The organism is Acinetobacter larvae (assembly GCF_001704115.1).
Taxonomy (GTDB): domain Bacteria; phylum Pseudomonadota; class Gammaproteobacteria; order Pseudomonadales; family Moraxellaceae; genus Acinetobacter; species Acinetobacter larvae.
This window is the reverse complement of record NZ_CP016895.1, coordinates 2,981,330-3,002,624: the sequence shown is the minus strand read 5'-3', so window position 1 is coordinate 3,002,624 and position 21,295 is coordinate 2,981,330. Positions and strand designations below refer to the sequence as shown.

Below are 21,295 nucleotides of genomic sequence, written 5' to 3'. Positions count from 1 at the left end.
CCTATAACCATTTCTTTGCCATCTGGGCATAGACCCAAAGTGGAATAAGTGTGCTGACTACCATAATAAACAGAAAGACGGGGATGTCTTTCATGTGAAAGAGTGTGATTAATGAGCCTGCACAAACCGGAAGAAAGGCAAAAGCACTTTCTTTCATGAGGGTGTTGTTGGTGTCGAGGATGCGTGTGGGAATACGTTGAAAGCGACGATAAACCAGTAAACACATCAACAATGCCAGGAGTCCCACCAGATTACCCAGTTCTGGAACATGAAATTGTGTCATGACCCATACGGCTGTTTCACGAAACAGCACGATGAGTCCTAACATAAACAGCCAAGCGGTCCAGTCGATTTTTTTTAAGTCGTCCATTATTTATTTATCTGAAAGTATTAAGCGCCTTTCAAGTTTTAACCGATTTAATCTTTCTTTTCAAACTCTTCTAGTACTGGTTCAAACTCTTTTGCGGCTGTTCCGAGCACTTGATCTAGAGATAAATGTGCTTGCCCAAGCAATTGCAGTAGTTTTTGCGGTGCAATTCGTACTGCTAGATGTAGGTTGCCTTCGTCATCATATTCTTCAGATTCAATAACTTGAAGTGCATATAGTTGATTACGTAATTTGCCATCTGCCGCTTTGAGTTTGAGTTGAAAAAACCGTAGACGCCCCAGTAAATGTTCTTGTACTGCTTGACGTAGTAGGTCTAAACCTTGCCCGTGCTGTGCCGACAGATAAACACGTTCTGGTAGGTGCGGTTTGGCATAAATAATTTTGGGCTGTTCATTGCTTTGATCGATTTTATTATAAACCTGTAAAATCGGAATATCGGCACCGATCTCCTTGAGCACGCTGTCTACTGCATCGATTTGCTCTAAGTAATCAGGGCTACTGCTATCGATCACATGGAGTAATAAGGTTGCTTCTAAGGTTTCTTCAAGTGTAGCTTTAAATGATTCGACCAAGGCGTGTGGAAGATGACGAACAAAACCTACTGTATCTGCCAACACCAGTGGGCCAATGCCTTCCCAATTGAGACGACGTAAGGTCGGATCTAAGGTGGCGAATAACTGATCGGCTGCATAGACTTCGGAATCTGCCAAGATATTAAATAGTGTAGATTTTCCTGCGTTGGTATATCCCACCAATGACACGGTTGGAATGGATGCTTTTTGCCGTGCGGCACGGCCTTGTATACGTGTCTGACGCACTTTCTCTAATTTATCTTTGAGTTGCCCCATACGGATACGCAGTAGGCGGCGGTCGGTTTCTAATTGTGATTCACCGGGACCACGTAGACCAATACCACCTTTTTGACGTTCTAAATGCGTCCAGCCTCGAACTAAACGGGTCGAGAGATGTTCAAGCTGCGCCAGCTCAACCTGTAGTTTCCCTTCATGGGTGCGGGCGCGTTGTGCAAAGATATCCAGTATGAGCCCAGTACGGTCAATGACACGGCATTTAAAAATACGTTCTAAGTTACGTTCTTGGGCGGGGCTTAAACTATGATCAAAAATAGCGAGGTCGATATCTTCTGCTGCGATGATGTGCGCCAGCTCTTCAGCTTTACCACTGCCAATAAACAGTTTCGGATCGGGTTTAATGCGCTGGGCAGTATGATGTTGCACAATGTCGGCACCAGCTGATTTGGCTAATAATCGAAATTCTTCAGTATCGAGGTCTTCTAATAATTGTACGCTGACACTGATTAAAATAGCGCGTTCACCACCTTGATGTCGATCAAAATATTCCACAGAGATCAGGACTCACTTAGCTTAAAACTTTAGTTTAAAGCATAATCTGGAATATGGCGTAATTGTTTTGCAGTATTGACAAGTTTTTAGAATATGCTTTGCTGTGAATAAGTTGTTTATAATGAGCAAACAAAGCTTTTAAGTGAACAAATTAAACAAACGATATAAGCTAATCACTGCACCCGCAATAAGAATCAGCCAACCTACAAGCTGACGCCAAGATTGTTTAGATTTACGCGGCTGTTGTTGTACTTTCATGTGATGCCTATATTATATTGCAATCGCTCGCTACGATTGGATGACCTTGTAGAGTTATTTCACAATACAAGTTTGGAATACCATTGGTTAGTTGTTTAATGTTTAAATTTATATTTGCGCTGTTTTGTCTCGTCATCGCAAATTTATACATTTGAGTATAAACATTATAATAACGCTATTTAAGCAATATTTTATAGAGATTATAATTATTTCACGACAGAAAAGAGGTGAATCTTCTGGTGGCAAAGAACGCTTTAACAAAATTATTTCTTTATACTCGAAAAGTTGGATTAATGACTCGGGTGGTGGGAGAGGGTCTTTATTTAGTCTATCGTCATGGTTTATATAAAGATCCTAATAATCCCCACAACACCAGATATGTACAATATTTCTGTCGCAGGCTGTGTGATGTCTTCAATTTAAAAGTAGAATTACATGGTGAAATTAATCGTCAACCCGCATTATGGGTCAGCAATCATATATCTTGGCTCGATATCGCGGTATTGGGTTCTGGGGCACGTATATTCTTTTTAGCCAAAGCTGAAATTGAAAAATGGCCATTATTGGGAAAAATAGCCAAAGGTGGCGGCACGCTGTTTATCAAACGCGGTTCAGGTGATTCATTACGTATTCGCGAGCAAATCGCCTCTTTTTTAAAGCAAGATATTCCAGTTTTGTTTTTCCCTGAAGCGACCACCACGGATGGAACACAAATCAAAAGAATCCATGGACGTTTATTAGGCGCGGCAATTGAAGCACAGCGTCCGGTACAAGCATGCGTGATTTGCTATGTGAATCAACACGGTGAACTCGATAAGACCGCACCATATATTGGTGATGTTGGCTTTGTCGATCATGTTTTGGCAGTTTTTGAAATGCCACAAGTGACGGCGCATTTAAAGCTATTACCTTTGATTGATGTACAAGGTCATACGGTAGAAAGCTTGACCAGCACAGTACAGCATATGATGCAACAGGCTTTAGACGAATTACATCAACAGGTATTGCATTAACGGGTATGACATCAACGGGCTCTTCATCCATAAGTTCTGTGCTGTTTTTGAGCGATCGATCAGATCACAGGGTTGTTGATCTGATAAATAGATTTTTAAGCTAAGGTTTTAAGCTAAGAATTTAAGTGCATGTTTTTAAGGCTATACAGATCAAACTTGGCTTACATGAACCCTTCTAAGGGCAGCCATGATACCAGCTTCAATCCTATTTTTTTCCACCATTTCATTTTGGGTTCTTTGTTGTAGATGATGGTTTTATCTGGAAGTTGACGTAACCACTGAATTTTATTGTCAGGGTTAAGACGCAGCTGGTAGGCATAGCGTTTTAAATTGTTGTCCATAACTTGGTGAACCAGTGTGGCTAAGTGTTCACTGTTGAGGATCACCCCAATCTCGGTATTGAGATTTGAAGAGCGTGGATCAAAATTAAAAGAACCTATAAATACTTGTTTATTGTCTAATACCATGAGTTTGGCATGCAAACTAGAGCGACTCAGCCCCTTCAGACTGACCCGTGTTTTCCTCGAGAGCTCTTCAATGGTGCCATCGATGGCCTCATCTGGTAATGCAGGTAAAAACTCATAGAGCTCCACACCATTTTCTAGCAGCTGCTGGCGGTATTTGGCGTAGAAAGCATGCACGACTGCTACATCATTGGCACGAAAAGAGTTGGTGAGGACTCGAACTTTTACACCATTTTGGGCTAACTCGGAGAGTTTGTCTGCACCACGTTGTTCTGGGACAAAATAAGCCGAAACCAAATCGACATGTTGAACCGGCGTTTGCAGATTTTGAATGAGTTGGAAATTGAGATGTTCTTCTTTTTTGGCGCGTGCTTTGATCTTGTCGGGAGCATCTTTGACCACTTCTGCTTTGACCCAGTTGAGATCGATATTTTGATTGAGCCATTTTTCAAAATCATTGGAACGATTAGAAAGATCGAGATAATTTTGTACCGTGACTTTTTGATAATGCGTAGTCAGCTGTTGTTTGAGACTATCAAAACGCAAGGCATTGTACTTCGGGTTGACCACTTGTATGACGGGATAGGCATATTCGTGGTTCCAGTATTCATCAAAAGAGTGATTGATATCATCGACGGCATCGCCCACCAGCATGACATCTAGGTCTGAAAATTGGTAGTTATCACTGATATTGTAATATTGGTTGCTCATATTACGCCCTCCAATCAGAGAAACCTGATGGTCGGCGGTAAAGGTTTTATTGTGCATACGACGATTGATACGCTTGAGATCAAGTACCATATCAATTGCGCGTAAGGTTCTAAAACGATAAGGGTTAAAGAGTTTGACTTCAATATTGGCATGTTGGCTTAAAGCCAGATAAACCCCTTCCATGGCATGGGCATTATTGTCATCAATTAATAAACGGATTTTTACCCCACGATCTGCCGCCTGTATAATTTTATACAGTACCAAGGAGCCAATTTTGTCATTATCCCAAATGTAGTATTGTAGATCTAAAGTTTTTTCAGCACGATCGATGAGGTGAATGCGTGCAGCCAGCGCATCAAGTGGATCATATAAAATATGATAGCCAGTAAGCTCTGGATTTTTAATTTTAAGTGCTTGGATGAGTTGCCCTAAGCTGGTGTCATTGGTCTCAATGTCATAGGCAAATTTAGCTGGGGTCGCGAGTCGTTTCGGCAAGGTACTGCATGCACTCAGTACACTGAGTACGCAGAGTAATATCGCCATATTTTGCAACACGACATAAAATCGTCGTGGTTGGCTTAAGGCTAAATATTTTATGGTCTGATCGTCGCTACGCTGCATAATGTATTCGGTGTAAATTTAGAGCTAGAGTATAATCATGAATGCATAAAAGATAAATATTTAAACCCTGAGTAAATTTTTACTAGATTGAGATGTGCTATGTTAAGCCCGAATGTCGTCCTATTCAGTTTTTATATCTGCTTTGCCGTATTGGCATTGTGGGGTATCGCACAAGCATGGATTAGCCAATCTAGAACAGAAACCATTCATCCGTTGAAAGCATTTTTTCATTTATTAGCATTTTATTTGTCTTATTTATTATTCCCTTTATTGGCATTTAGTGCTTATGCGGGATGGCATGATATTTTCTCTCTCAAACAAAGTATATTTATTGGCGTATTGAGCAGTGTATTGATTTATGCGCGCTTTATTGAGCCGCACTGTATTCGGGTTAAACATCGACAGTACAAACTCAGCCATGCAGAAGCATTTGCCAGACCCATTAAAGTGGCTTTGGTGGCCGATCTCCATATTGGTTTGTTTTCTGGGCATGAACGGCAGTTGAAGTCGATGGTTAAAAAAATTAATCAGCAAAATCCAGATATTATTGTAGTCGCTGGGGATTGGACCTATGAACCTGAAGATCAACTCGTCGATGAACTTGCGGTACTGAAACAGCTCAAGGCACCAGTATATTCGGTCAATGGCAACCACGATGAGCAATATCCTGGTCCTCCCATTCAACAGCTGTTATCAAATGCCTTGGCACAAAATAATGTCATAGACATCGAAGGCAAAATGGTTGAATTTGATGATTTTCGTTTGATTGGTGTGGGGGACTTATGGGCTGGAAAAAGTGATATGCGCTATATGCCAGATTTACCACAAGATAAACCTTGGCTGATTTTGTCGCATAACCCAGATACGGTTGATATGGTGCCACCGCTGTCAACACGTCCGCTGATGTTGTCTGGGCATACCCATGGTGGGCAAGTTGAACTGCCTTGGTTAACCAATTACATCATGAAAAAAGTCTCTATCTTAGGGCATAAACATGGCTTTTATCAGCATGATAATGCCGATGTCTTTGTGACTGTCGGCATTGGTATGGTGGGTATTCCATTGCGCTTTTGTGTGCCGCCAAGCATTGATATGATTGAGCTTAGTTAATCAGCATATTGCTGCAATGCATGGCAATCATGCACTGCAACACGATGACGGTTGCTCGTTAACCCTCATCGTGTTGTGGGAGAAGTATCGATAGGATCAATGTACTTAACACTGATGTTAAAGCTGATGTTAAAGCTGATGTTAAAGCTGAGTTGTTAATACTGCTATTTAAATTTGATTGTTGACGTCATCGTGTTTGGTTTCACGAATCGCAACAAATGCCAATAACGATAAGATCGATGCGGCTGTTAAATAATACCCCACAGCTGGCAGACCGTAGCTATCAGCCAATTTGGTCGCAATTAAGGGGGCAAAGGATGCACCAAAAATACCTGCCAAATTAAAGGTGAGTGCTGATCCGGTATAACGCACTGATGTTGGAAAAATCTCTGAGAGCACGGTACCAATTGGACCATAGGTCATCCCCATGATCGACAGTCCAATACATAAAAATAGAAAGACCAACCAAGGGCTGCCAGAGTTGAGTAAATCGGCAAAGACCAGACCAAAAATGGCTGAAGCAATACAGACGGCAATAGAGGTGGCTTGACGTCCAAACTTTTCAGCACAAATTGCAGACAGTGGAATAAATGCCGCAAAGCAGAAAGTGGCAACTAACTGTAGTTTCAGAAAATCATTGCGTGAATACTTGAGCTCTGTGGTTCCCCAGTTTAAAGCGAAAACGGTGGTAAGATAAAACACCACAAAAGTACAGATTGCAGCAATAGTCCCTAAAACCAACATTGGAAAATGTTTAACCATAACTTGTTCGAATGGAATATCGACTTCTTTTTGTTGGTTCAGTACTTTTTGAAAGGCGGGTGTTTCATGCAATTTAAGACGAATATATAAACCCATCATCACCAGTAAGGCACTGGATAAAAATGGAATGCGCCAGCCCCAATCCAGAAAAGCTTGTTCTGACATCAATGCCCCTAAAATGAGGAATGAGCCTGTTGCCAAAATAAAACCGATTGGTGCACCGAGTTGAGGGAACATGCCGTACCATGCACGCTTGCCTTCGGGGGCATTTTCTGTGGCGAGTAATACCGCGCCACTCCATTCTCCGCCTAAACCGAGTCCTTGTCCTAATCGGCATAAAGCCAATAAGATCGGAGCGGCTAAGCCGATTTGCGCATAACTGGGCAGTAAACCAATACAGACCGTTGAGACCCCCATGGTCAATAAGGCTGCAACCAGCGTTGCTTTACGTCCGATACGATCGCCCAAATGACCAAAAAGTGCGGCACCAATTGGACGGGCAATAAAGGCCAGGGCAAAGGTCGCAAGAGACTGAATAGTCGCTGTTTTGGGATCTGTGGTGGTGGGAAAAAATAAATGTGGAAAAATAATGACAGCAGCAGTGGCATAGATGTAAAAGTCGAAAAATTCGATGGTCGTACCAACTAAGCTGGCAAATAATACCCGAACTTTTGAATTTGTTGGTGCTGTGTGCTGTGAGTCTGATGTGATTGACGCCATAAATTTACCTTAGACTTTGTAAAAATAAACACTAGTTTCTAAAGCGTAATTTTTTTAAAAAAGGCGTAATTCTTTAAAAAAACAACGAAAGTTCCGCATATACAGGGCTTTCAGGGTCACTGATTATCCAGTAGATGCAGAATGAATTAAGTACCAATAGATCGCGAAGAAATGTGATCCTGCGCCTAATAATACAAATACATGCCAGATGGCATGGGTGTATTTTACTCGTTTTAAGGCATAAAACAATGCGCCGATGGTATAAGCTAAGCCACCGATAATAATCAGATTAAGTGTTTTTGAAGGCAGAAATTCTCGCATATCATCAATGATCAATAGTGCCAGCCAGCCCATGGCCAAATAGGCAAAGAGCGACAGCTTTTCAAATCGATTGACAAAGAATAGTTTGAGTAGGGTGCCAAGTGCAGCAATGACCCATAGTGCAATGAGTAAATAATGCGCTTTTTGTGTTGGAATTGCGATGCATAACAGGGGGGTATAGGTTCCTGCTATCAAATAATAGATTGCAGTATGGTCCATTTTCTTGAGTAAAAAGCGTTTATAGGGATTACGTGCTGCATGATAGAAGGTTGAGCTGGCAAATAATAAAACTAGACTGGCACTGTAGACCAATAGACCAATATTTTGACCAAGACTTAAACCTTGATTGTGTTGCATGAGGGCAAAGCCACCGAATAGTGCTAAAACGGCACCGATAGCATGGCTGATAGCATTTATTTTTTCTTCTAAAGGATCGTAGTCGACCGTTGGAGAAGTTGTTTTCATGCGTTTATTATCCTTTAAAGTACAAGTGTATAATAATACAGTTTTACCTTTAAGTTAAGTCGTTCTAAAATAGGTCGCTAATTTTTGTGAGTGTAATGCATGTCTACGGCGAATTCTTGGTCAGAGCAACAACAACAGTTCTTAGATGCTATTTTGCAAGCTATTGAAGAAAAAGATTTTATTAGGCTTGTGCTCAGTCAGTTTGCCACGCGTAGCGATGAACTACAAAAAGTGACTGTACGTTCTATTGTGTTGCAACAACAGCTGCAATTGTCAGTGCTTTATCGTTATCCACGTCAAGATATCACCAAAAATTATCCACTTTCTGAAGCGATAACCTGTTTAAGCGAATTGTTATTACAGGCGAAACAAGCCAATTTATTTTGTCAGCACAAAGATCTGCAATTAAAGAAAACCAAGAAATCTTGGCAGTTGACCCAGCAGCTTAAATCGGCTCAGCACACGGAGGTTGCTGCTATTCCCCCTCAACATGACCGTCGTAAAAAACGTTATGTCGATCAAAATAGTCCATTCTTAAAATACTTGGGGGTTTGCGATGCAGAAGGGCAAGTGATTCCGAGTATGGCGCGTAAATGGAAACAAATTAATAAATTTGTTGAAATATTTGCCAATGCTTGGCAGCAGCTTGATTTTTCACAACAACTTGATTCGTCACAAGCCGATTCATCACAACCCGATTCGTCACCGCTTAACTCTCTACAACAACGCTTGCATGTGGTTGACTTTGGTTCAGGCAAAGGCTATCTAACGTTTGCTTTATATGATTATTTACAGCAACAACATGCCCTTGCACAAGCACCACAAGCCGTCGTCACTGGCTTGGAGTTGAATGCACAGATGGTTGAGTTTTGCCAAAAAGCAGCGCAAGCCTGTCATTTTGAGCAACTGAAGTTTTATCAAGATGATGTCCGCCGTTATCAGCCCGAAGCCCTTGATGTGATGATTGCATTACATGCTTGTGATATTGCAACGGATTTTGCAATTCATAGCGGCATACGCTTGAATGCTGCAATGATTATGTGTGCACCCTGTTGCCATAAAGAATTGCGTCCACAGTTACGCAGCCCAGCAGTGTTACAACCCATGTTGCAATATGGGTTGCATGCAGGACAACAAGCCGAAATGCTGACCGATACCATTCGTGCCTTATTGCTTAACGCCTATGGCTATGAGTGTAAAGTATTTGAGTTTGTTGCCTTGGAGCATAGCAGTAAAAATAAAATGATTTTGGCAACCAAGCGCAAATCGCCGCCACAACCTGACGCTAAAATATTGGCAGAAATTGCGGCATTGAAAAAGATGTACGGTATTCAACAGCATAGTTTGGAATTGCTCTTGAATGATCAATGGCAAGCGCATGATATTGGTAAAAAATGCTAATATTTTTAACGTGCTAGATGAAGCGTGTTGGGTAAAAAGTGATCTTGCTAGCGCAAGAGCGGTAGCGAGCACAGCATTCAGTAGCAACGAAACGATCAGTGGCAACGAAACGATGACAAAAAGGAGCAAGGGATGACCCAGATACGTATAGTACAAGGGGATTGGCAGCAATTGGCACAAGATGCCCGATCCATTCGTGAACAGGTGTTTGTGCAAGAACAGCAGATTCCAGTTGAAGATGAGTGGGATGATCTCGACGAAGCATCAGAGCATTTTGTGGTCTATGATCAACAACAAGCTATTGCAACAGCACGTTTATTGCCAGATCACTCTATTGGGCGAGTTGCCGTTTTGGCGACATATCGCGGGCAGCAGATAGGCTATCAGTTAATGGCGTATATTATTGCATATGCGCGTCAACAGCAGCGACCGAATCTATATCTATCTGCACAAGTACAGGCACTCCCTTTTTATGAGCGCTTGGGTTTTCAAGCGACAGGAGCAGTGTATTTAGAGTGTGATATTCCACATCGTCATATGGATTTGCTCTTGAGTCAGCCATCTTAAGCTTAAGACCAGATGCAGCACAGGGAGTTATGCACTGCATCTCTGAGCACCTATTAATTTTTAGACGACGTGCTTAGTGCTCGCTGTGTGTGCTGCTATGTTGTGGAGCTTTGGCTGCTTCAGCAGCTTGTTGCTGTTGTTTTGCTGTTTCAAGTGCTTCAGGTGACATGGCAGGAGCTGTTTTAAAAGCATGTTGTTGCGTATGTTTCTGTTGTTGGCTCGGCATATAGTCAGGTTCATTGCTCATGGCAAGATAGAAAATACCGAGGAATAATACACTGAGTACAGCTGCGATACCGAGGGCTTTCCACCCCCAAGGAGATTTTTCAGGAGAAATAGCTTTATTATTCATCAGCACGGCTTCCAAAGTCTGCGTATAAAATTGCCAGTATCATAGCATGATTTTATGTGTTTCGCCGACTTTGAGGATGGCTATAGATCGCTGGCTCTAGTGGTTAAATAAGATCTAAAGCAATGAAAAAACAGCACAAAAAAATAAAATTAAAAATTAAAACAAAAAATAAAATAAAAAAAGCCCAATTTCTGAATAGAAGCTGGGCAGAGGAAAATAGCGCAATGTGGCTAGAAAACGATAACGATCAAAGCTTTATTGCAACGATAAAATAAGGACTACGCTGACATCAATGATAACCATGCAATTGACGGTAGAGTCCTGGTGTTACACCAGTCCACTTTTTGAAAGCACGGTGGAACGTACTGGTTTCACTAAATCCAACTTGTTGAGCGACATCTTCGAGGGTCAGTTTGGGATTGAGTAAGAGGTGAATCGCAGCGTCACGACGTAATGCATCTTTGACACCTTGATAACTTTTACCCTCTGTTGCCAGTCGGCGTCGTAACGTTTGTGGTGATAGATAGAGCATAGAGGCGACGTCATTTAAGGTTGGCATTTCCTCACCAATCTGACTTTTGAGCACATCGCGAATACGCGAAGTGAGTGAATTATTATTTTTAAACTTGACCAAAAGCTGAGCTGGTGCAGCTTTGAGGAACTCCTCTAAAGCCTGTTCATTTTGGCGAATGGGTAAGTCGAGATAATCAGCCGCAAAGGTAATTTCAGTACGTTGCGCATCAAACTGCATGACTGGCGCAAAGAATAGGGCATCGTATTCGTCGGCATGCTCTGGGCGTGGATAGCCAAAATGTACACGTTCCAAAGGAATACGACGTTCGATTAACCAAGAAGCCAGACCATGCCAAATCATCAACATGCTTTCAGTAATAAAATGATCGGGATCCATGCTTTTGGGAACGAGAGGGACCAAACGCGCTTCGTGTTTATCACGCTCAAGACTCACGGACCATTCATCACCGAACAATTTATAAAACTGCGAGGATAATTCTAATGCGTCACCCAATGTTTTGGCATGAATAATCAGTTGGCACATGATGGCAAAAGTGCCCAAGCGACGTGGCTGGACATCAAAGCCCACGTGTTCATCTTGAGTGACCATCCATAACATTTTGATAAAGCGCGTATATTGCTCTGGCGAAATACGGGCTTTGGGTTGACGTAATAATTCAGCTTCAATACCGACGTGGGAGAGTAAAGTCTCGATGTCCATACCTAGACGTTTAACCCCAGTCAATGCGGCATTGACGAAGTGGATACTAATCGTATCGCGATTGACATTAAATCCTTCTGTCTCTTTTATATTCACGTTTTTTTGACCTAAATGACGCTAGAAATAATTAGTTTGGCGATTTACAACGAAGCAAATCTAGTTTTTACATGGTAAATTGCCGAAATGATCAAGGTAAATGGCTGAACATGACATTGTTTCTGATGTTTTTAAAACTTTTATGCTGATCATTTTAGATGTACCGTGCAAAAATATAGTCAAATAAATGGGTTAAAGCTATTGAAATAGCACGCCTTTTTATAGCATTTTTGTTTTTTTATTATTTTTGTGCTGCAAATGCGACTAGACAAAATCTGTGAAGTCGATTTACCAAAGTGATCATTATTCGTTTTAAAATTTGTTTCAAAGTCAGAGTCTAGTGAAATGAATATAGAAAATAATGCATTGATTGCATGTGCTTTATTAAATTGTACGCATGAGTAGGTCAGATTAAAAATGACAGCTCTTTAGATCAAACCAAATGGGGCGTGTGAAACTGCATGTGCTTGAGCATTATGCAGTTTCAGCGTTAGATAGGATTAGCCTGATTTTAAACGTGGATAACGGAAAATCACTGCTACTAGACTAAAAATGGCGAGTGCCCAGCAGTAGTAAACATGCTGAATTAGGCTAAGCGGTGAGATTTGTGCAATAGAACAGGCTAAGAGCAATTGTGCACCATAAGGAATCAAGCCCTGCACAACACAAGAGAAGATATCCAGTAAAGCCGCTGCCCGTTTCGGGTTGACGCCATATTCTTTGGCGACTTCACGCGCCATATCTCCAGATAAAATAATGGCAACAGTATTATTGGCAACAAATAGATTGGAACAGCAGATTAATAAAATAATCCCCAATTCACCGGCACGTTCACGACCAATTTGAATGAGATTGGTTAGCGCATAAATCCGTGCAATTAACCATTTTAAGCCACCTTCATGTTGCATCAATGCTGAGATACCACCCAGTAATAATGACAAAAATGCCACTTCAAACATTGCTGTGAAGCCGTCGTAAATCGCGTTATTCCAGTGGGAAATGGCAAAATTATCTTGGTAAATTAAGCCAATTATTCCAGCACTGACGATGCCAATACTGAGTACAGCCAAGACATGTAGACGACTAAAAGCCAGTACAAAGACCAATAGATAAGGAATAATCAGCCAAATATTATACGCTTGATGTTGAATCTCATGCTGTGTGTGGCTGAGTAGTAAATACAGGATGATGGTGCACAGCGCAGCGGGGAGCGCAATCCAGATATTAATCCGAAACTTATCTTTGAGTTCGACATTCAGACTGCGTGTTGCCGCAATGGTGGTATCTGAAATCATGGACAGATTATCACCAAACATGGCACCACCCACCACAGCCCCAATGGCATAGACCATCGCGATATCCGTTGCATTGGCAAAACCAAATGCAATCGGCGTACAGGCAGCGATGGTGCCCATTGAGGTACCCATCGCAGTTGCAATAAATGCCGAAATCACAAACAACATGGGGAGTACCCATTGTGCTGGAATGATCGACAAAGCAAGTTGTACTGTGGCATCAATGCTGCCAATTGCTGTGGAAACACTGGCAAATGCACCTGCCAGCATAAAGACCATGAACATTAAAATCAGATTATGGTGACCTGCACCCCGCAGGAAAATGTCAATGGCACGGTTAATGGAACCGCGAAAAGTCAGCACAGCCAGCAGTATTGCGGGCAGTGCTGCTACGGGCGCTTTGGTTTGATAAAATGCGAATTCGCTACCCATCCAAGAATAATAGATGCCACTGCCTAAAAAAATCGCCAAAAATAACAGCAGGGGTAATAAAGCCAGTGCACGGGCAGGCGTGGTATTTTCATTGGGTTCGGTCATAAATACGGGGAGAAATAATAATTGCTGCGTAGTATAAGGCAGCTAATGTCAATTCATAAGTGCTCATCTTTTAAGGGGTGAAAATTAACACAATCACTCCGCATCATGCTTTGCTGTCTGGTGTCACAGGGTGTAGGGGGGTGAAGGTCGTTGCGAAAAAAATACAATTAGTAAGCTTTGATCATTGAGAAACATTGCAATTTATAGATAAATGTAGCAGTTAAAACGTGCTGCCTGTGAGCGAGTGAGTTGCGAGATGATTGCGGCCTTGGGACGAGACTTCCATCTAGAGAAAATCACGTTACAATGCAAACTCTGGTACTTTTTACTCGATACACTCCTCATCGAACAGCATTTAAGGATATCTTCAGACTATGTCACGTTTAGCCACTCGATTTGCACAGCTTAAATCTCAACAGCGAAAGGCATTGGTTTCTTATGTCATGGCTGGAGATCCACAACCACAGGTCACTGTACCGCTACTACATCAAATGGTGGATGCAGGGGTGGATGTGATTGAGTTGGGATTGCCATTTTCAGATCCAATGGCGGATGGTCCAGTGATTGCCTTGGCTGCAGAACGTGCCTTGGCGGGCGGAACCAATACCTTAGATGTTTTGCAGATGGTCAAGCGCTTTCGCGAGCAAGATCAGCAAACGCCAATTGTGTTAATGGGCTATTTAAACCCATTAGAAGTAATTGGTTATCAACAGTTTGTTGCAGCAGCACATGACAGTGGTGTCGATGGGCTGATTATTGTTGATCTTCCACCAGAGGAAGCAGGCAGTTTGGACCAAATTTTACAACAGTATCAAATGGACCAAGTATTCTTGTTGGCGCCAACCTCAACAGATGAACGCATTGCTTACGTGGCTGAACGGGCACGTGGCTTTATTTATTATGTGTCATTAAAAGGGGTGACTGGCGCTGCCAGCTTAGATACTGCTGAGGCCGCAGCACGAATAGAAAAAATTAAAGCATTGACCGATCTACCCATTGGGGTGGGTTTTGGTATACGTGATGCAGCATCCGCAAAAGCCATGGGTCAAGTTGCCGATGCCGTCATCGTCGGTAGTGCCTTGGTCAAACCTTTTGCAGAGTGTTCGATCGATCAAGCCGTTGATCAAACGGTTCAAAAAGTAAAGGAGCTTCGAGCTGCGCTCGATGAGTGAGTATGAATCAACAAGTCAAATCAGGGAAAGTTTTGAGTCCCGTAACGCCGTGGACTGAGCGTGCAGTGCCTGGCATTGATGTTGCAGATGAGCAGCAGAGTCTCAAAGCAATCTATACTGAGCCAACCATTGAGTGCCCCGAGTGCCATGCTTTGGTGACTCGTACTGCCATGTCATTTAATGTCTATGTTTGTCCGCAGTGTGATGAACACCTACGTATGAAAGCACGTGAGCGTTTGAATTGGTTTTTTGATCAAGTGAACAGTGAGCTTGGACAAGAGTTTGTTGCCAAAGATCCGCTAAACTTTGTCGATAGCAGAGCTTATCCAGCGCGAATCAAAGAAGCACAGCAAAAAACCGGCGAAACCGAAGCATTGGTGGTGATGCAAGGTCAGTTGAAAGGCTTGTCGATGGTAGCCTGTGCTTTTGAGTTTGACTTTATGGCAGGCTCAATGGGAACCGTTGTGGGGGATCGTTTTGTGCAAGCTGGCGAAAAAGCCATTGCGCTGAAACAACCTTTGGTCTGCTTTGCATCTTCTGGCGGTGCGCGTATGCAAGAAGGCATGTTGTCTTTAATGCAAATGGCACGTACAGCGGCGGTGGTTGAGCGCGTTAAAGCCGCAGGTTTACCTTATATCGTGGTATTAACCCATCCTGTGTATGGCGGTGTAACGGCATCTTTGGCAATGATTGGTGATGTGCATATTGCTGAACCTAAGGCTATGATTGGTTTTGCGGGTAAACGTGTGATAGAACAAACTGTCCGCGAAAAATTAGAAGAACCATTCCAACGTGCTGAATTTTTGCTTGATCATGGTGTGATCGATCAAATCGTTCATCGCCATGCATTACGTGATACTGTATACCGTATTGTATCGAAACTGATGAATTTACCATAATGCGAAACGCACCGCTTGCCAGCGATAATTTGGCGACATGGCTCGATTACTGGGGTCATGTTCATGTGACTGGAATTGATTTAGGTTTGGAGCGTGTGCTCCCTGTGGCAGAACACTTGGCTGTCACGCAGCCCTCTGCCAAAGTCATGACCGTTGCAGGGACCAATGGTAAGGGTTCGACCACCACAACCTTGGCGGCTATTTTAAATGCCCAAGGTTATCGTGTTGGGCTTTACCAATCGCCTCATATCTACCGTTTTAATGAACGGGTGAAGCTTGCGGGACAGGAAGTAGCAGACCAAGTGCTCATCGATGCATTTTGCCGTGTTGACCAAGCACGGCGAGCATGTGGGCTGAGTCTGTCTTTTTTTGAAGCCACCACTTTGGCAGCTTTGGTGATTTTCCAACAAGCAGATTGTGATGTCTGGGTGTTGGAGGTCGGTTTAGGCGGTCGCTTAGATGTGGTCAATGTGATTGATCCCGATGTGGCTGTGATTACCAATATCGGTTTGGATCATATCGATTGGTTGGGGGATAGCATTGAAAAAATTGCTTTTGAGAAAGCCGGTATTATTCGTCCCAATATTCCTGTGATTTTTGCTGGTTTACAAGCACTGCCACAAGCCATTGCTGATCGTGTCGCTGCCTGTAAGGCAACACTCTATCAAGCCCAACATGATTATTTTTATCAGTTCGCAGCAGATGGACAAAGCTGGAACTTTGCTAGCCCAGCTGCAACGCTAAAATTGCCATTAGGTCATTTGGCGCTTGAAAACCTTGCTGCGGCGGTCGCTGCCAGTCTTGTTTCTGGTTTAGAGATCTCCATGGCGGCAATCCGCCAAGGCGTGGCTGAAGCGCGTTTGGCAGGGCGTTTTGACTGTAGGCATATTTCAAATAAAGCCGTGATTTTTGATGCTGGACATAATCCGCACGGCGTCGAATTTTTATTAAGACAATTAGAACAATACCGACAATTAAACCCGCAATATACTGAAATCATCGCAGTATTTTCAATGTTGGCAGATAAAGACATTGAAAGCACTGTGAACTTGTTGAAAAAGCACGTTGTAAAGTGGAAAATAGCGCCAGTAATTGTGCCGCGTGCTGCATCTATTGCACAATTAAGCCAAGCTTTGCAAGATCAAAAGTTTGAGTCTTTTGCGCATGTCGCTGCAGCATTTCAGTCAGCACTTGATGAAAGCAACAATAATCAACTGATTTTAGTGTGTGGATCGTTTCATACTTTGGAAGCGGTCTGGGAGTATTTAGAAGAATGTCAATGAATAACAAACAACGTTGGCTAGGTGGTGTTGTTTTATTGGGAGGAGGCGCATTGTTGGCAGCATTACTTCTAAAAGGCAAAGAAGAGCTACACCAACAAGAAACACAAGTTCGTCATCCAGTTGAACAAGTGCGTCAAGCGAATCCTGAAAACCAGCCTGAAGCTGTGCCATTACAGCCTTTAACGGTAGACGTAGAGACTGAAAAACGATTACTCGCAGAGCAAAAACGTGCGCGTGAAAAAGCCAATGCCGAGCAAGAAGCCAAAGCTGCAGAATTTTTGCGTATGCAACAACAAGCTGAGGCTGAGGCTGCGCGTAAAGCGGCGGAAGAATATGCTGCATTAAATGCTCGTCGTAAATCGGCACAAGATAGTTCTGATAATATTCCACCAGAATTGGTGAATGATGCGAAGAATAAGGCAGCCACTGCAGCAAAGACCACCGCAGCAGAAGAAGCCAAGAAAAAGGCAGAGCTGGAGCAGAAACGTCGAGAGCAAGCTGCTGCCAAAGAGAAAGTAGACGCTGACAATAAACGTAAAGCTGAGGCAGAACAAAAAGCCAAAGCCGAGGCTGATGCCAAGCGTAAAGCTGCAGAAAAAGCCAAAGCAGAAGAAGCCAAGAAAAAAGCTGAAGCTGATGCCAAGCATAAAGCGGAAGAAGCGAAGAAAAAAGCCGAAGCCGAGAAAGCACGACAAATTATGGATGGTGACAGCGGCAGCAATAGCGGTAAACAGTGGATGGTACAAGTGGCTTTGGCTGCCAACCAAGCCAATGCCGATGCCTTGGCGGCTAAGCTACGTGCCAAAGGTTATAAGGTGACGCAAAGTAAAACCAGTAAAGGGATTCGTATCATGGTTGGACCGGCTAAGGACCGTGAAGCGGCAGATGCTACACGTAAAAAAATCAATAGTGATAGCAGCCTCAATATGAAATCAGCCTGGGTAATTGACTGGGTGCCATTGGATCAGCGTTAATCAGGTTGCAATATGGGGATGGATGTTCAATCGCTTATTGCGTTAAGCACAAGCACAAGCACAAACACAAACATACAGGCATAAAAATAGGGCGCTAGATGTGCCCTATTTTGTGGTCAGGTCGGCTTAAGATTTAAGCTTGACCTTCAGCAGCAGCCTGAGCACGTTGTAAGTTGGCTTCAAACTCTGCATCAAAGTTAATTGGGGTTAAAAGCAATTGTGGGAAGCTGCCTTTTACCACGACATCGTTCACTGCTTCACGTAAGAATGGGAACAAGATGTTCGGGCAGTAAGCACCGAGCACATACGGTAGACGGTCTTCTTCGATGGCATCGATCAGGAAAATACCTGCTTGTGTTACATCAACAATAAACGCTGTTTCACCGGCATTATTGGCTTGTACGACAACTTTTAAAGACACTTCGAAATGAGTGTCATCAATTTTTTCAGCCGCAGAAGATAAGTTAATATTTAATTCAGGTTGCCATTCTTTGGTAAATACAGCCGCACTTGGGACTTCAAAAGAAATGTCTTTGGCATAAATACGTTCTAAAGCAAGTTGCGCTTGTTGTTCTTCACTCATTGTATATTTCCTAAAGTGATGTTTATAAAAACTGAAATACTATAAAACTAAAATACTATAAATATGAATCGAGTCGTCCTTCACGCTCCAAGGCGTAGAGTTGGTCGAAACCACCAATAAACTCATCGTTAATAAAAATTTGTGGCACAGTACGATGCTTGGTTTTTTGCATCAAGGTCATGCGTACTTCCGGATCTTCATTGGATAAGTTGATTTCGGTGTAGGCAATGCCTTTACGTTCCAAGAGTTGTTTGGCACGTACACAATAAGGGCAAGAATTGGTTGAATAAACCTTTACATCAACTGCCATGATTTAGCATCCTCTAAGCTTTTTTGGCTTTAATGAGTGGAAGACCTTGAGCTTTCCAGTTACTGATCCCGCCGTCTAAACGATAGCTGTCACGATGAGCCACTTGCTGTAATGCACTACCTGCAACTTGACCTAAGTTGCAAATAAAGACTAACGGACGTTCGGCAGATTTTAACTCTTCGATATGACTCGCAATTTGACTGTATGGGATATTGCGGCTACCACTAATATGACCTTCACGAAAATCTTTGCTGTCTCGTAAATCAATCAGCATGGCATTTTTGGCTTTAATCAAGATACCCAGCGATTGTGGAGAGATTTTTCGTCCATTGCGTTGACCTTCAAAAAAGAAGAACAGTACGATCAGAACAGCCAATAGGCCAAATAAAAAGGGGTGATTCCCCATAAACTCAAACCAACGTTCCACAAATCACCTTATTACCAATCAAAAATTGCGTAGAGTATAACGCATATATATGGTGATCTAAATCACCGCTTCAAGTCTCAGTACCGAGAAATTTAATTTTTTTGTTGCGCGAGCTGAATTTCATCCAGCAGACGTAAATAGCTGTCCAAGCGCCGCGCTAAAATTTTGCCATCGGCAATAGCCTGTTTTAAGCCACAGCGTTGTTCATGTAAATGGGTGCAATTTCGAAATTGGCATTGACCAAGATGTTGCGCAATATCTGGAAAGCCTTGTTCTACTTTGTCGGCACTCAAATGCCATAAGCCAAATTCACGAATTCCCGGAGAGTCAATCAAGGCACCTTGCTCACCAAAATGAATGAGCCGTGTCGAGGTGGTGGTGTGTTGCCCCAGTGCTGAATTTTCAGAAATGATATTGGTTTTTTGCAGTGCGTCAGGCACGATGTGATTGATAATTGAGCTTTTGCCTACACCCGATTGCCCCACAAAAGCCACGGTTTCACCTTCTAAGCGTTGTTTGAGCGCACTGAGATCTGCACTCGATTGGCATTGCATCACTTCATACCCTAAATCTTGGTATTGTGCCAATAGCGTTAAAATGGGGTCTTGTGCTTGTAATAGGTCGATTTTATTGAGCAATAATAATGCTGGAATCTGTGCATCGGCACAAGCAACCAAATAACGGTCCAGCAAACCGGGGGCAACTTCTGGTAAAGGGGCGAAGACAATAACAATTAGGCTGATATTGGCTGCAACAGGTTTTACTTTATGATAGCGATCTGGACGTGTCAGTAGAGATTGTCGTGGTTGTATTGCAGTAATAATACCGAGCCCAGTATTGGGATCTGCTTGCCATTTGACGCGATCCCCAGTGACCAATTGTTCAAGGTTGGTTCGGGTATGACAACGCCAAACACTATGTAATTGAATATCCTTCCAGAATGGTGCAGCTTCACCCGCAACAGCCGTTGCTGGAATGGGGGATTGCGCCGGAATAGAGAGCGCTTCAACTTCAAGTTGACGACCATAGTGTTGTACCACTAAGCCTTCTAAATCATGTGAAGTGTCGGTTTCTTCTTGACGGTTTTGCTGTTGTTTCTGAATACGCCGTTGCTGTTGTTCAGTCAGACGTCGTTTACGAATCAGGCTCATTCAAGTCCTAGTTGTAGTCAGTTTGATGCACAAAGCAAAATAACACGCTATGCATGTTATTTACAGCAGATCACGCATTAATTTGCTACTATATTTGTTTTTATCTCTGATGAAGATTGCATTTTATGAGCAGCACCCCTGATAGTCGCCTAATATGGATTGACCTAGAAATGACTGGGTTAGATACGGACAATGATCAAATTATCGAAATTGCGACCATTATTACAGATGATCAGTTAAATGTTTTGGCTGAAGGGCCTGTGTTGGCGGTACATCAATCGGATTTGGTTTTAAATGCCATGGATGAGTGGAATACACGTCAACATGGTCAGTCTGGCTTGATTGAACGGGTACGTCGCAGTAAGTTGACAGCACGCGATGCTGAGCAACAGACTTTGGACTTCTTAAAGAAATGGGTCAATGCAAAGATTTCTCCAATGTGTGGTAATTCCATTTGCCAAGACCGCCGTTTCTTACACCGTTTAATGCCAGAGTTGGAACAATATTTTCATTATCGTAACCTTGATGTGTCTTCGATTAAGGAATTGGCAAAACGCTGGCGCCCTGAAATTATGAGTGGGCTTAAGAAAAATGCCTCACATTTGGCTTTGGATGATATTCGTGATTCGATTGTCGAGTTGAAGTATTATCGTCAATATTTCTTTATTCAAAATACCTACTAAGTTTTAAAATAGAGGTAGCTCTAAAAATAAAAATGCTGTGCCTATAAAGATGTTATGTCGATAAAAAGTGTTGCTGCCGTTGCAACCTGTTCAGCTTCATTGGTCGTCATGCGATACGATGAGGCTTTACAGCGAGC

Annotated in this window: 22 protein-coding genes; 10 read left to right on the top strand and 12 right to left on the bottom strand. The window is 42.7% G+C overall.

Annotated elements, in window-relative coordinates:
- Position 1: 1 nt before the first annotated feature.
- Together BFG52_RS13350 and hflX are read right to left on the bottom strand one after the other, a co-directional pair.
- Complete coding sequence (locus tag BFG52_RS13350) at positions 2-370, bottom strand: hypothetical protein (RefSeq protein WP_067557232.1); 369 nt, start codon at positions 368-370, stop codon at positions 2-4.
- A gap of 47 nt (positions 371-417) precedes the next feature.
- Positions 418-1,749 (bottom strand): ribosome rescue GTPase HflX, encoded by a 1,332-nt coding sequence (hflX, locus tag BFG52_RS13345; RefSeq protein WP_067557231.1) that lies wholly within the window; start codon positions 1,747-1,749, stop codon positions 418-420.
- A gap of 497 nt (positions 1,750-2,246) precedes the next feature.
- Between hflX and BFG52_RS13340 the strand changes: the two genes are divergently transcribed.
- Entirely contained in the window at positions 2,247-3,020 is a 774-nt protein-coding gene (locus BFG52_RS13340) for a lysophospholipid acyltransferase family protein (protein WP_228703755.1), read from the top strand.
- Positions 3,021-3,181: 161 nt separating this feature from the next.
- On the opposite strand, the gene BFG52_RS13335 is transcribed toward BFG52_RS13340, so the two are convergent.
- The gene (locus BFG52_RS13335; RefSeq protein ID WP_228703843.1) at positions 3,182-4,738 is read right to left on the bottom strand and encodes a phospholipase D family protein; all 1,557 of its coding nucleotides are present in this window, start codon (positions 4,736-4,738) and stop codon (positions 3,182-3,184) included.
- Positions 4,739-4,915: 177 nt separating this feature from the next.
- Here BFG52_RS13335 and BFG52_RS13330 point away from each other — a divergent pair, with 177 nt between their 5' ends.
- On the top strand, positions 4,916-5,926 hold the full coding sequence (locus BFG52_RS13330) for a metallophosphoesterase (RefSeq protein WP_067557220.1): 1,011 nt from the start codon (positions 4,916-4,918) through the stop codon (positions 5,924-5,926).
- 168 nt (positions 5,927-6,094) lie between these two features.
- On the opposite strand, the gene BFG52_RS13325 is transcribed toward BFG52_RS13330, so the two are convergent.
- The gene (locus BFG52_RS13325) at positions 6,095-7,408 is read right to left on the bottom strand and encodes an MFS transporter (protein ID WP_067557218.1); all 1,314 of its coding nucleotides are present in this window, start codon (positions 7,406-7,408) and stop codon (positions 6,095-6,097) included.
- Positions 7,409-7,531: 123 nt separating this feature from the next.
- Positions 7,532-8,194 carry a PAQR family membrane homeostasis protein TrhA gene (trhA, locus tag BFG52_RS13320; RefSeq protein WP_067557212.1) on the bottom strand — a complete coding sequence of 221 codons (663 nt, stop codon included), beginning with the start codon at positions 8,192-8,194 and terminating at the stop codon, positions 7,532-7,534.
- Positions 8,195-8,293: 99 nt separating this feature from the next.
- Here trhA and BFG52_RS13315 point away from each other — a divergent pair, with 99 nt between their 5' ends.
- Entirely contained in the window at positions 8,294-9,595 is a 1,302-nt protein-coding gene (locus BFG52_RS13315) for a class I SAM-dependent methyltransferase (RefSeq protein ID WP_067557210.1), read from the top strand.
- 132 nt (positions 9,596-9,727) lie between these two features.
- Positions 9,728-10,162 (top strand): GNAT family N-acetyltransferase, encoded by a 435-nt coding sequence (locus BFG52_RS13310; RefSeq protein ID WP_067557207.1) that lies wholly within the window; start codon positions 9,728-9,730, stop codon positions 10,160-10,162.
- A 73-nt stretch (positions 10,163-10,235) separates the two neighbouring features.
- Here the strand turns inward: BFG52_RS13310 and BFG52_RS13305 are convergent, their stop codons facing one another.
- On the bottom strand, positions 10,236-10,514 hold the full coding sequence (locus BFG52_RS13305; protein WP_067557200.1) for a hypothetical protein: 279 nt from the start codon (positions 10,512-10,514) through the stop codon (positions 10,236-10,238).
- 122 nt (positions 10,515-10,636) lie between these two features.
- Between BFG52_RS13305 and BFG52_RS17115 the strand changes: the two genes are divergently transcribed.
- A complete protein-coding gene (locus tag BFG52_RS17115) occupies positions 10,637-10,789 on the top strand; it encodes a hypothetical protein (RefSeq protein ID WP_157758115.1) in 153 nt (50 codons plus the stop codon).
- Between the two features lie 14 nt (positions 10,790-10,803).
- Here the strand turns inward: BFG52_RS17115 and BFG52_RS13300 are convergent, their stop codons facing one another.
- The gene (locus BFG52_RS13300; protein ID WP_067557197.1) at positions 10,804-11,844 is read right to left on the bottom strand and encodes an AraC family transcriptional regulator; all 1,041 of its coding nucleotides are present in this window, start codon (positions 11,842-11,844) and stop codon (positions 10,804-10,806) included.
- Positions 11,845-12,344: 500 nt separating this feature from the next.
- Complete coding sequence (locus BFG52_RS13295) at positions 12,345-13,676, bottom strand: Na+/H+ antiporter NhaC family protein (RefSeq protein ID WP_067557195.1); 1,332 nt, start codon at positions 13,674-13,676, stop codon at positions 12,345-12,347.
- Positions 13,677-14,050: 374 nt separating this feature from the next.
- On the opposite strand from BFG52_RS13295, the gene trpA reads away from it, so the two are divergent.
- The 4 genes from trpA to BFG52_RS13275 are packed head-to-tail and all read left to right on the top strand — an operon-like array spanning position 14,051 to position 18,004.
- A complete protein-coding gene (gene trpA, locus BFG52_RS13290; RefSeq protein WP_067557192.1) occupies positions 14,051-14,848 on the top strand; it encodes a tryptophan synthase subunit alpha in 798 nt (265 codons plus the stop codon).
- A 2-nt stretch (positions 14,849-14,850) separates the two neighbouring features.
- Positions 14,851-15,747 (top strand): acetyl-CoA carboxylase, carboxyltransferase subunit beta, encoded by an 897-nt coding sequence (gene accD, locus BFG52_RS13285; protein WP_067557189.1) that lies wholly within the window; start codon positions 14,851-14,853, stop codon positions 15,745-15,747.
- Positions 15,747-17,030 (top strand): bifunctional tetrahydrofolate synthase/dihydrofolate synthase, encoded by a 1,284-nt coding sequence (folC, locus tag BFG52_RS13280; protein WP_067557187.1) that lies wholly within the window; start codon positions 15,747-15,749, stop codon positions 17,028-17,030. The genes accD and folC overlap by 1 nt, the downstream gene beginning before the upstream one ends.
- Entirely contained in the window at positions 17,021-18,004 is a 984-nt protein-coding gene (locus BFG52_RS13275; RefSeq protein ID WP_171257348.1) for an SPOR domain-containing protein, read from the top strand. Before folC ends, BFG52_RS13275 begins: the two co-directional genes overlap by 10 nt.
- 133 nt (positions 18,005-18,137) lie before the next feature.
- Here BFG52_RS13275 and secB read toward each other — a convergent pair whose 3' ends face one another.
- The 4 genes from secB to rsgA all read right to left on the bottom strand — a co-directional run bounded on the left by secB (position 18,138) and on the right by rsgA (position 20,475).
- Positions 18,138-18,587, bottom strand: coding sequence for a protein-export chaperone SecB (gene secB, locus BFG52_RS13270; RefSeq protein WP_067557179.1), 450 nt, complete (start codon positions 18,585-18,587; stop codon positions 18,138-18,140).
- A gap of 55 nt (positions 18,588-18,642) precedes the next feature.
- Positions 18,643-18,897, bottom strand: coding sequence for a glutaredoxin 3 (gene grxC, locus BFG52_RS13265; RefSeq protein WP_067557177.1), 255 nt, complete (start codon positions 18,895-18,897; stop codon positions 18,643-18,645).
- A gap of 13 nt (positions 18,898-18,910) precedes the next feature.
- Complete coding sequence (locus BFG52_RS13260; protein WP_067557174.1) at positions 18,911-19,324, bottom strand: rhodanese-like domain-containing protein; 414 nt, start codon at positions 19,322-19,324, stop codon at positions 18,911-18,913.
- A 92-nt stretch (positions 19,325-19,416) separates the two neighbouring features.
- Positions 19,417-20,475, bottom strand: coding sequence for a ribosome small subunit-dependent GTPase A (gene rsgA / locus BFG52_RS13255; protein WP_067557172.1), 1,059 nt, complete (start codon positions 20,473-20,475; stop codon positions 19,417-19,419).
- A gap of 125 nt (positions 20,476-20,600) precedes the next feature.
- Here rsgA and orn point away from each other — a divergent pair, with 125 nt between their 5' ends.
- Positions 20,601-21,158, top strand: a complete 558-nt coding sequence (gene orn / locus BFG52_RS13250) for an oligoribonuclease (protein ID WP_067557170.1) — start codon at positions 20,601-20,603, stop codon at positions 21,156-21,158.
- The last annotated feature ends 137 nt before the right edge of the window (positions 21,159-21,295 follow it).

What these genes read in the sequence shown, in the direction of transcription:
- orn (WP_067557170.1), top strand. Translation starts at nt 20,601, where the DNA reads ATGAGCAGCACCCCTGATAGTCGCCTAATATGGATTGACCTAGAAATG.
- BFG52_RS13325 (WP_067557218.1), bottom strand. Translation starts at nt 7,408, where the DNA reads ATGGCGTCAATCACATCAGACTCACAGCACACAGCACCAACAAATTCA.
- BFG52_RS13275 (WP_171257348.1), top strand. Translation starts at nt 17,021, where the DNA reads ATGTCAATGAATAACAAACAACGTTGGCTAGGTGGTGTTGTTTTATTG.
- BFG52_RS13315 (WP_067557210.1), top strand. Translation starts at nt 8,294, where the DNA reads ATGTCTACGGCGAATTCTTGGTCAGAGCAACAACAACAGTTCTTAGAT.
- folC (WP_067557187.1), top strand. Translation starts at nt 15,747, where the DNA reads ATGCGAAACGCACCGCTTGCCAGCGATAATTTGGCGACATGGCTCGAT.
- accD (WP_067557189.1), top strand. Translation starts at nt 14,851, where the DNA reads ATGAATCAACAAGTCAAATCAGGGAAAGTTTTGAGTCCCGTAACGCCG.
- BFG52_RS13350 (WP_067557232.1), bottom strand. Translation starts at nt 370, where the DNA reads ATGGACGACTTAAAAAAAATCGACTGGACCGCTTGGCTGTTTATGTTA.
- BFG52_RS13305 (WP_067557200.1), bottom strand. Translation starts at nt 10,514, where the DNA reads ATGAATAATAAAGCTATTTCTCCTGAAAAATCTCCTTGGGGGTGGAAA.
- BFG52_RS13310 (WP_067557207.1), top strand. Translation starts at nt 9,728, where the DNA reads ATGACCCAGATACGTATAGTACAAGGGGATTGGCAGCAATTGGCACAA.
- rsgA (WP_067557172.1), bottom strand. Translation starts at nt 20,475, where the DNA reads ATGAGCCTGATTCGTAAACGACGTCTGACTGAACAACAGCAACGGCGT.
- BFG52_RS13295 (WP_067557195.1), bottom strand. Translation starts at nt 13,676, where the DNA reads ATGACCGAACCCAATGAAAATACCACGCCTGCCCGTGCACTGGCTTTA.
- trpA (WP_067557192.1), top strand. Translation starts at nt 14,051, where the DNA reads ATGTCACGTTTAGCCACTCGATTTGCACAGCTTAAATCTCAACAGCGA.
- secB (WP_067557179.1), bottom strand. Translation starts at nt 18,587, where the DNA reads ATGAGTGAAGAACAACAAGCGCAACTTGCTTTAGAACGTATTTATGCC.
- trhA (WP_067557212.1), bottom strand. Translation starts at nt 8,194, where the DNA reads ATGAAAACAACTTCTCCAACGGTCGACTACGATCCTTTAGAAGAAAAA.
- BFG52_RS13330 (WP_067557220.1), top strand. Translation starts at nt 4,916, where the DNA reads ATGTTAAGCCCGAATGTCGTCCTATTCAGTTTTTATATCTGCTTTGCC.
- grxC (WP_067557177.1), bottom strand. Translation starts at nt 18,897, where the DNA reads ATGGCAGTTGATGTAAAGGTTTATTCAACCAATTCTTGCCCTTATTGT.
- BFG52_RS13335 (WP_228703843.1), bottom strand. Translation starts at nt 4,738, where the DNA reads ATGGCGATATTACTCTGCGTACTCAGTGTACTGAGTGCATGCAGTACC.
- BFG52_RS17115 (WP_157758115.1), top strand. Translation starts at nt 10,637, where the DNA reads ATGAAAAAACAGCACAAAAAAATAAAATTAAAAATTAAAACAAAAAAT.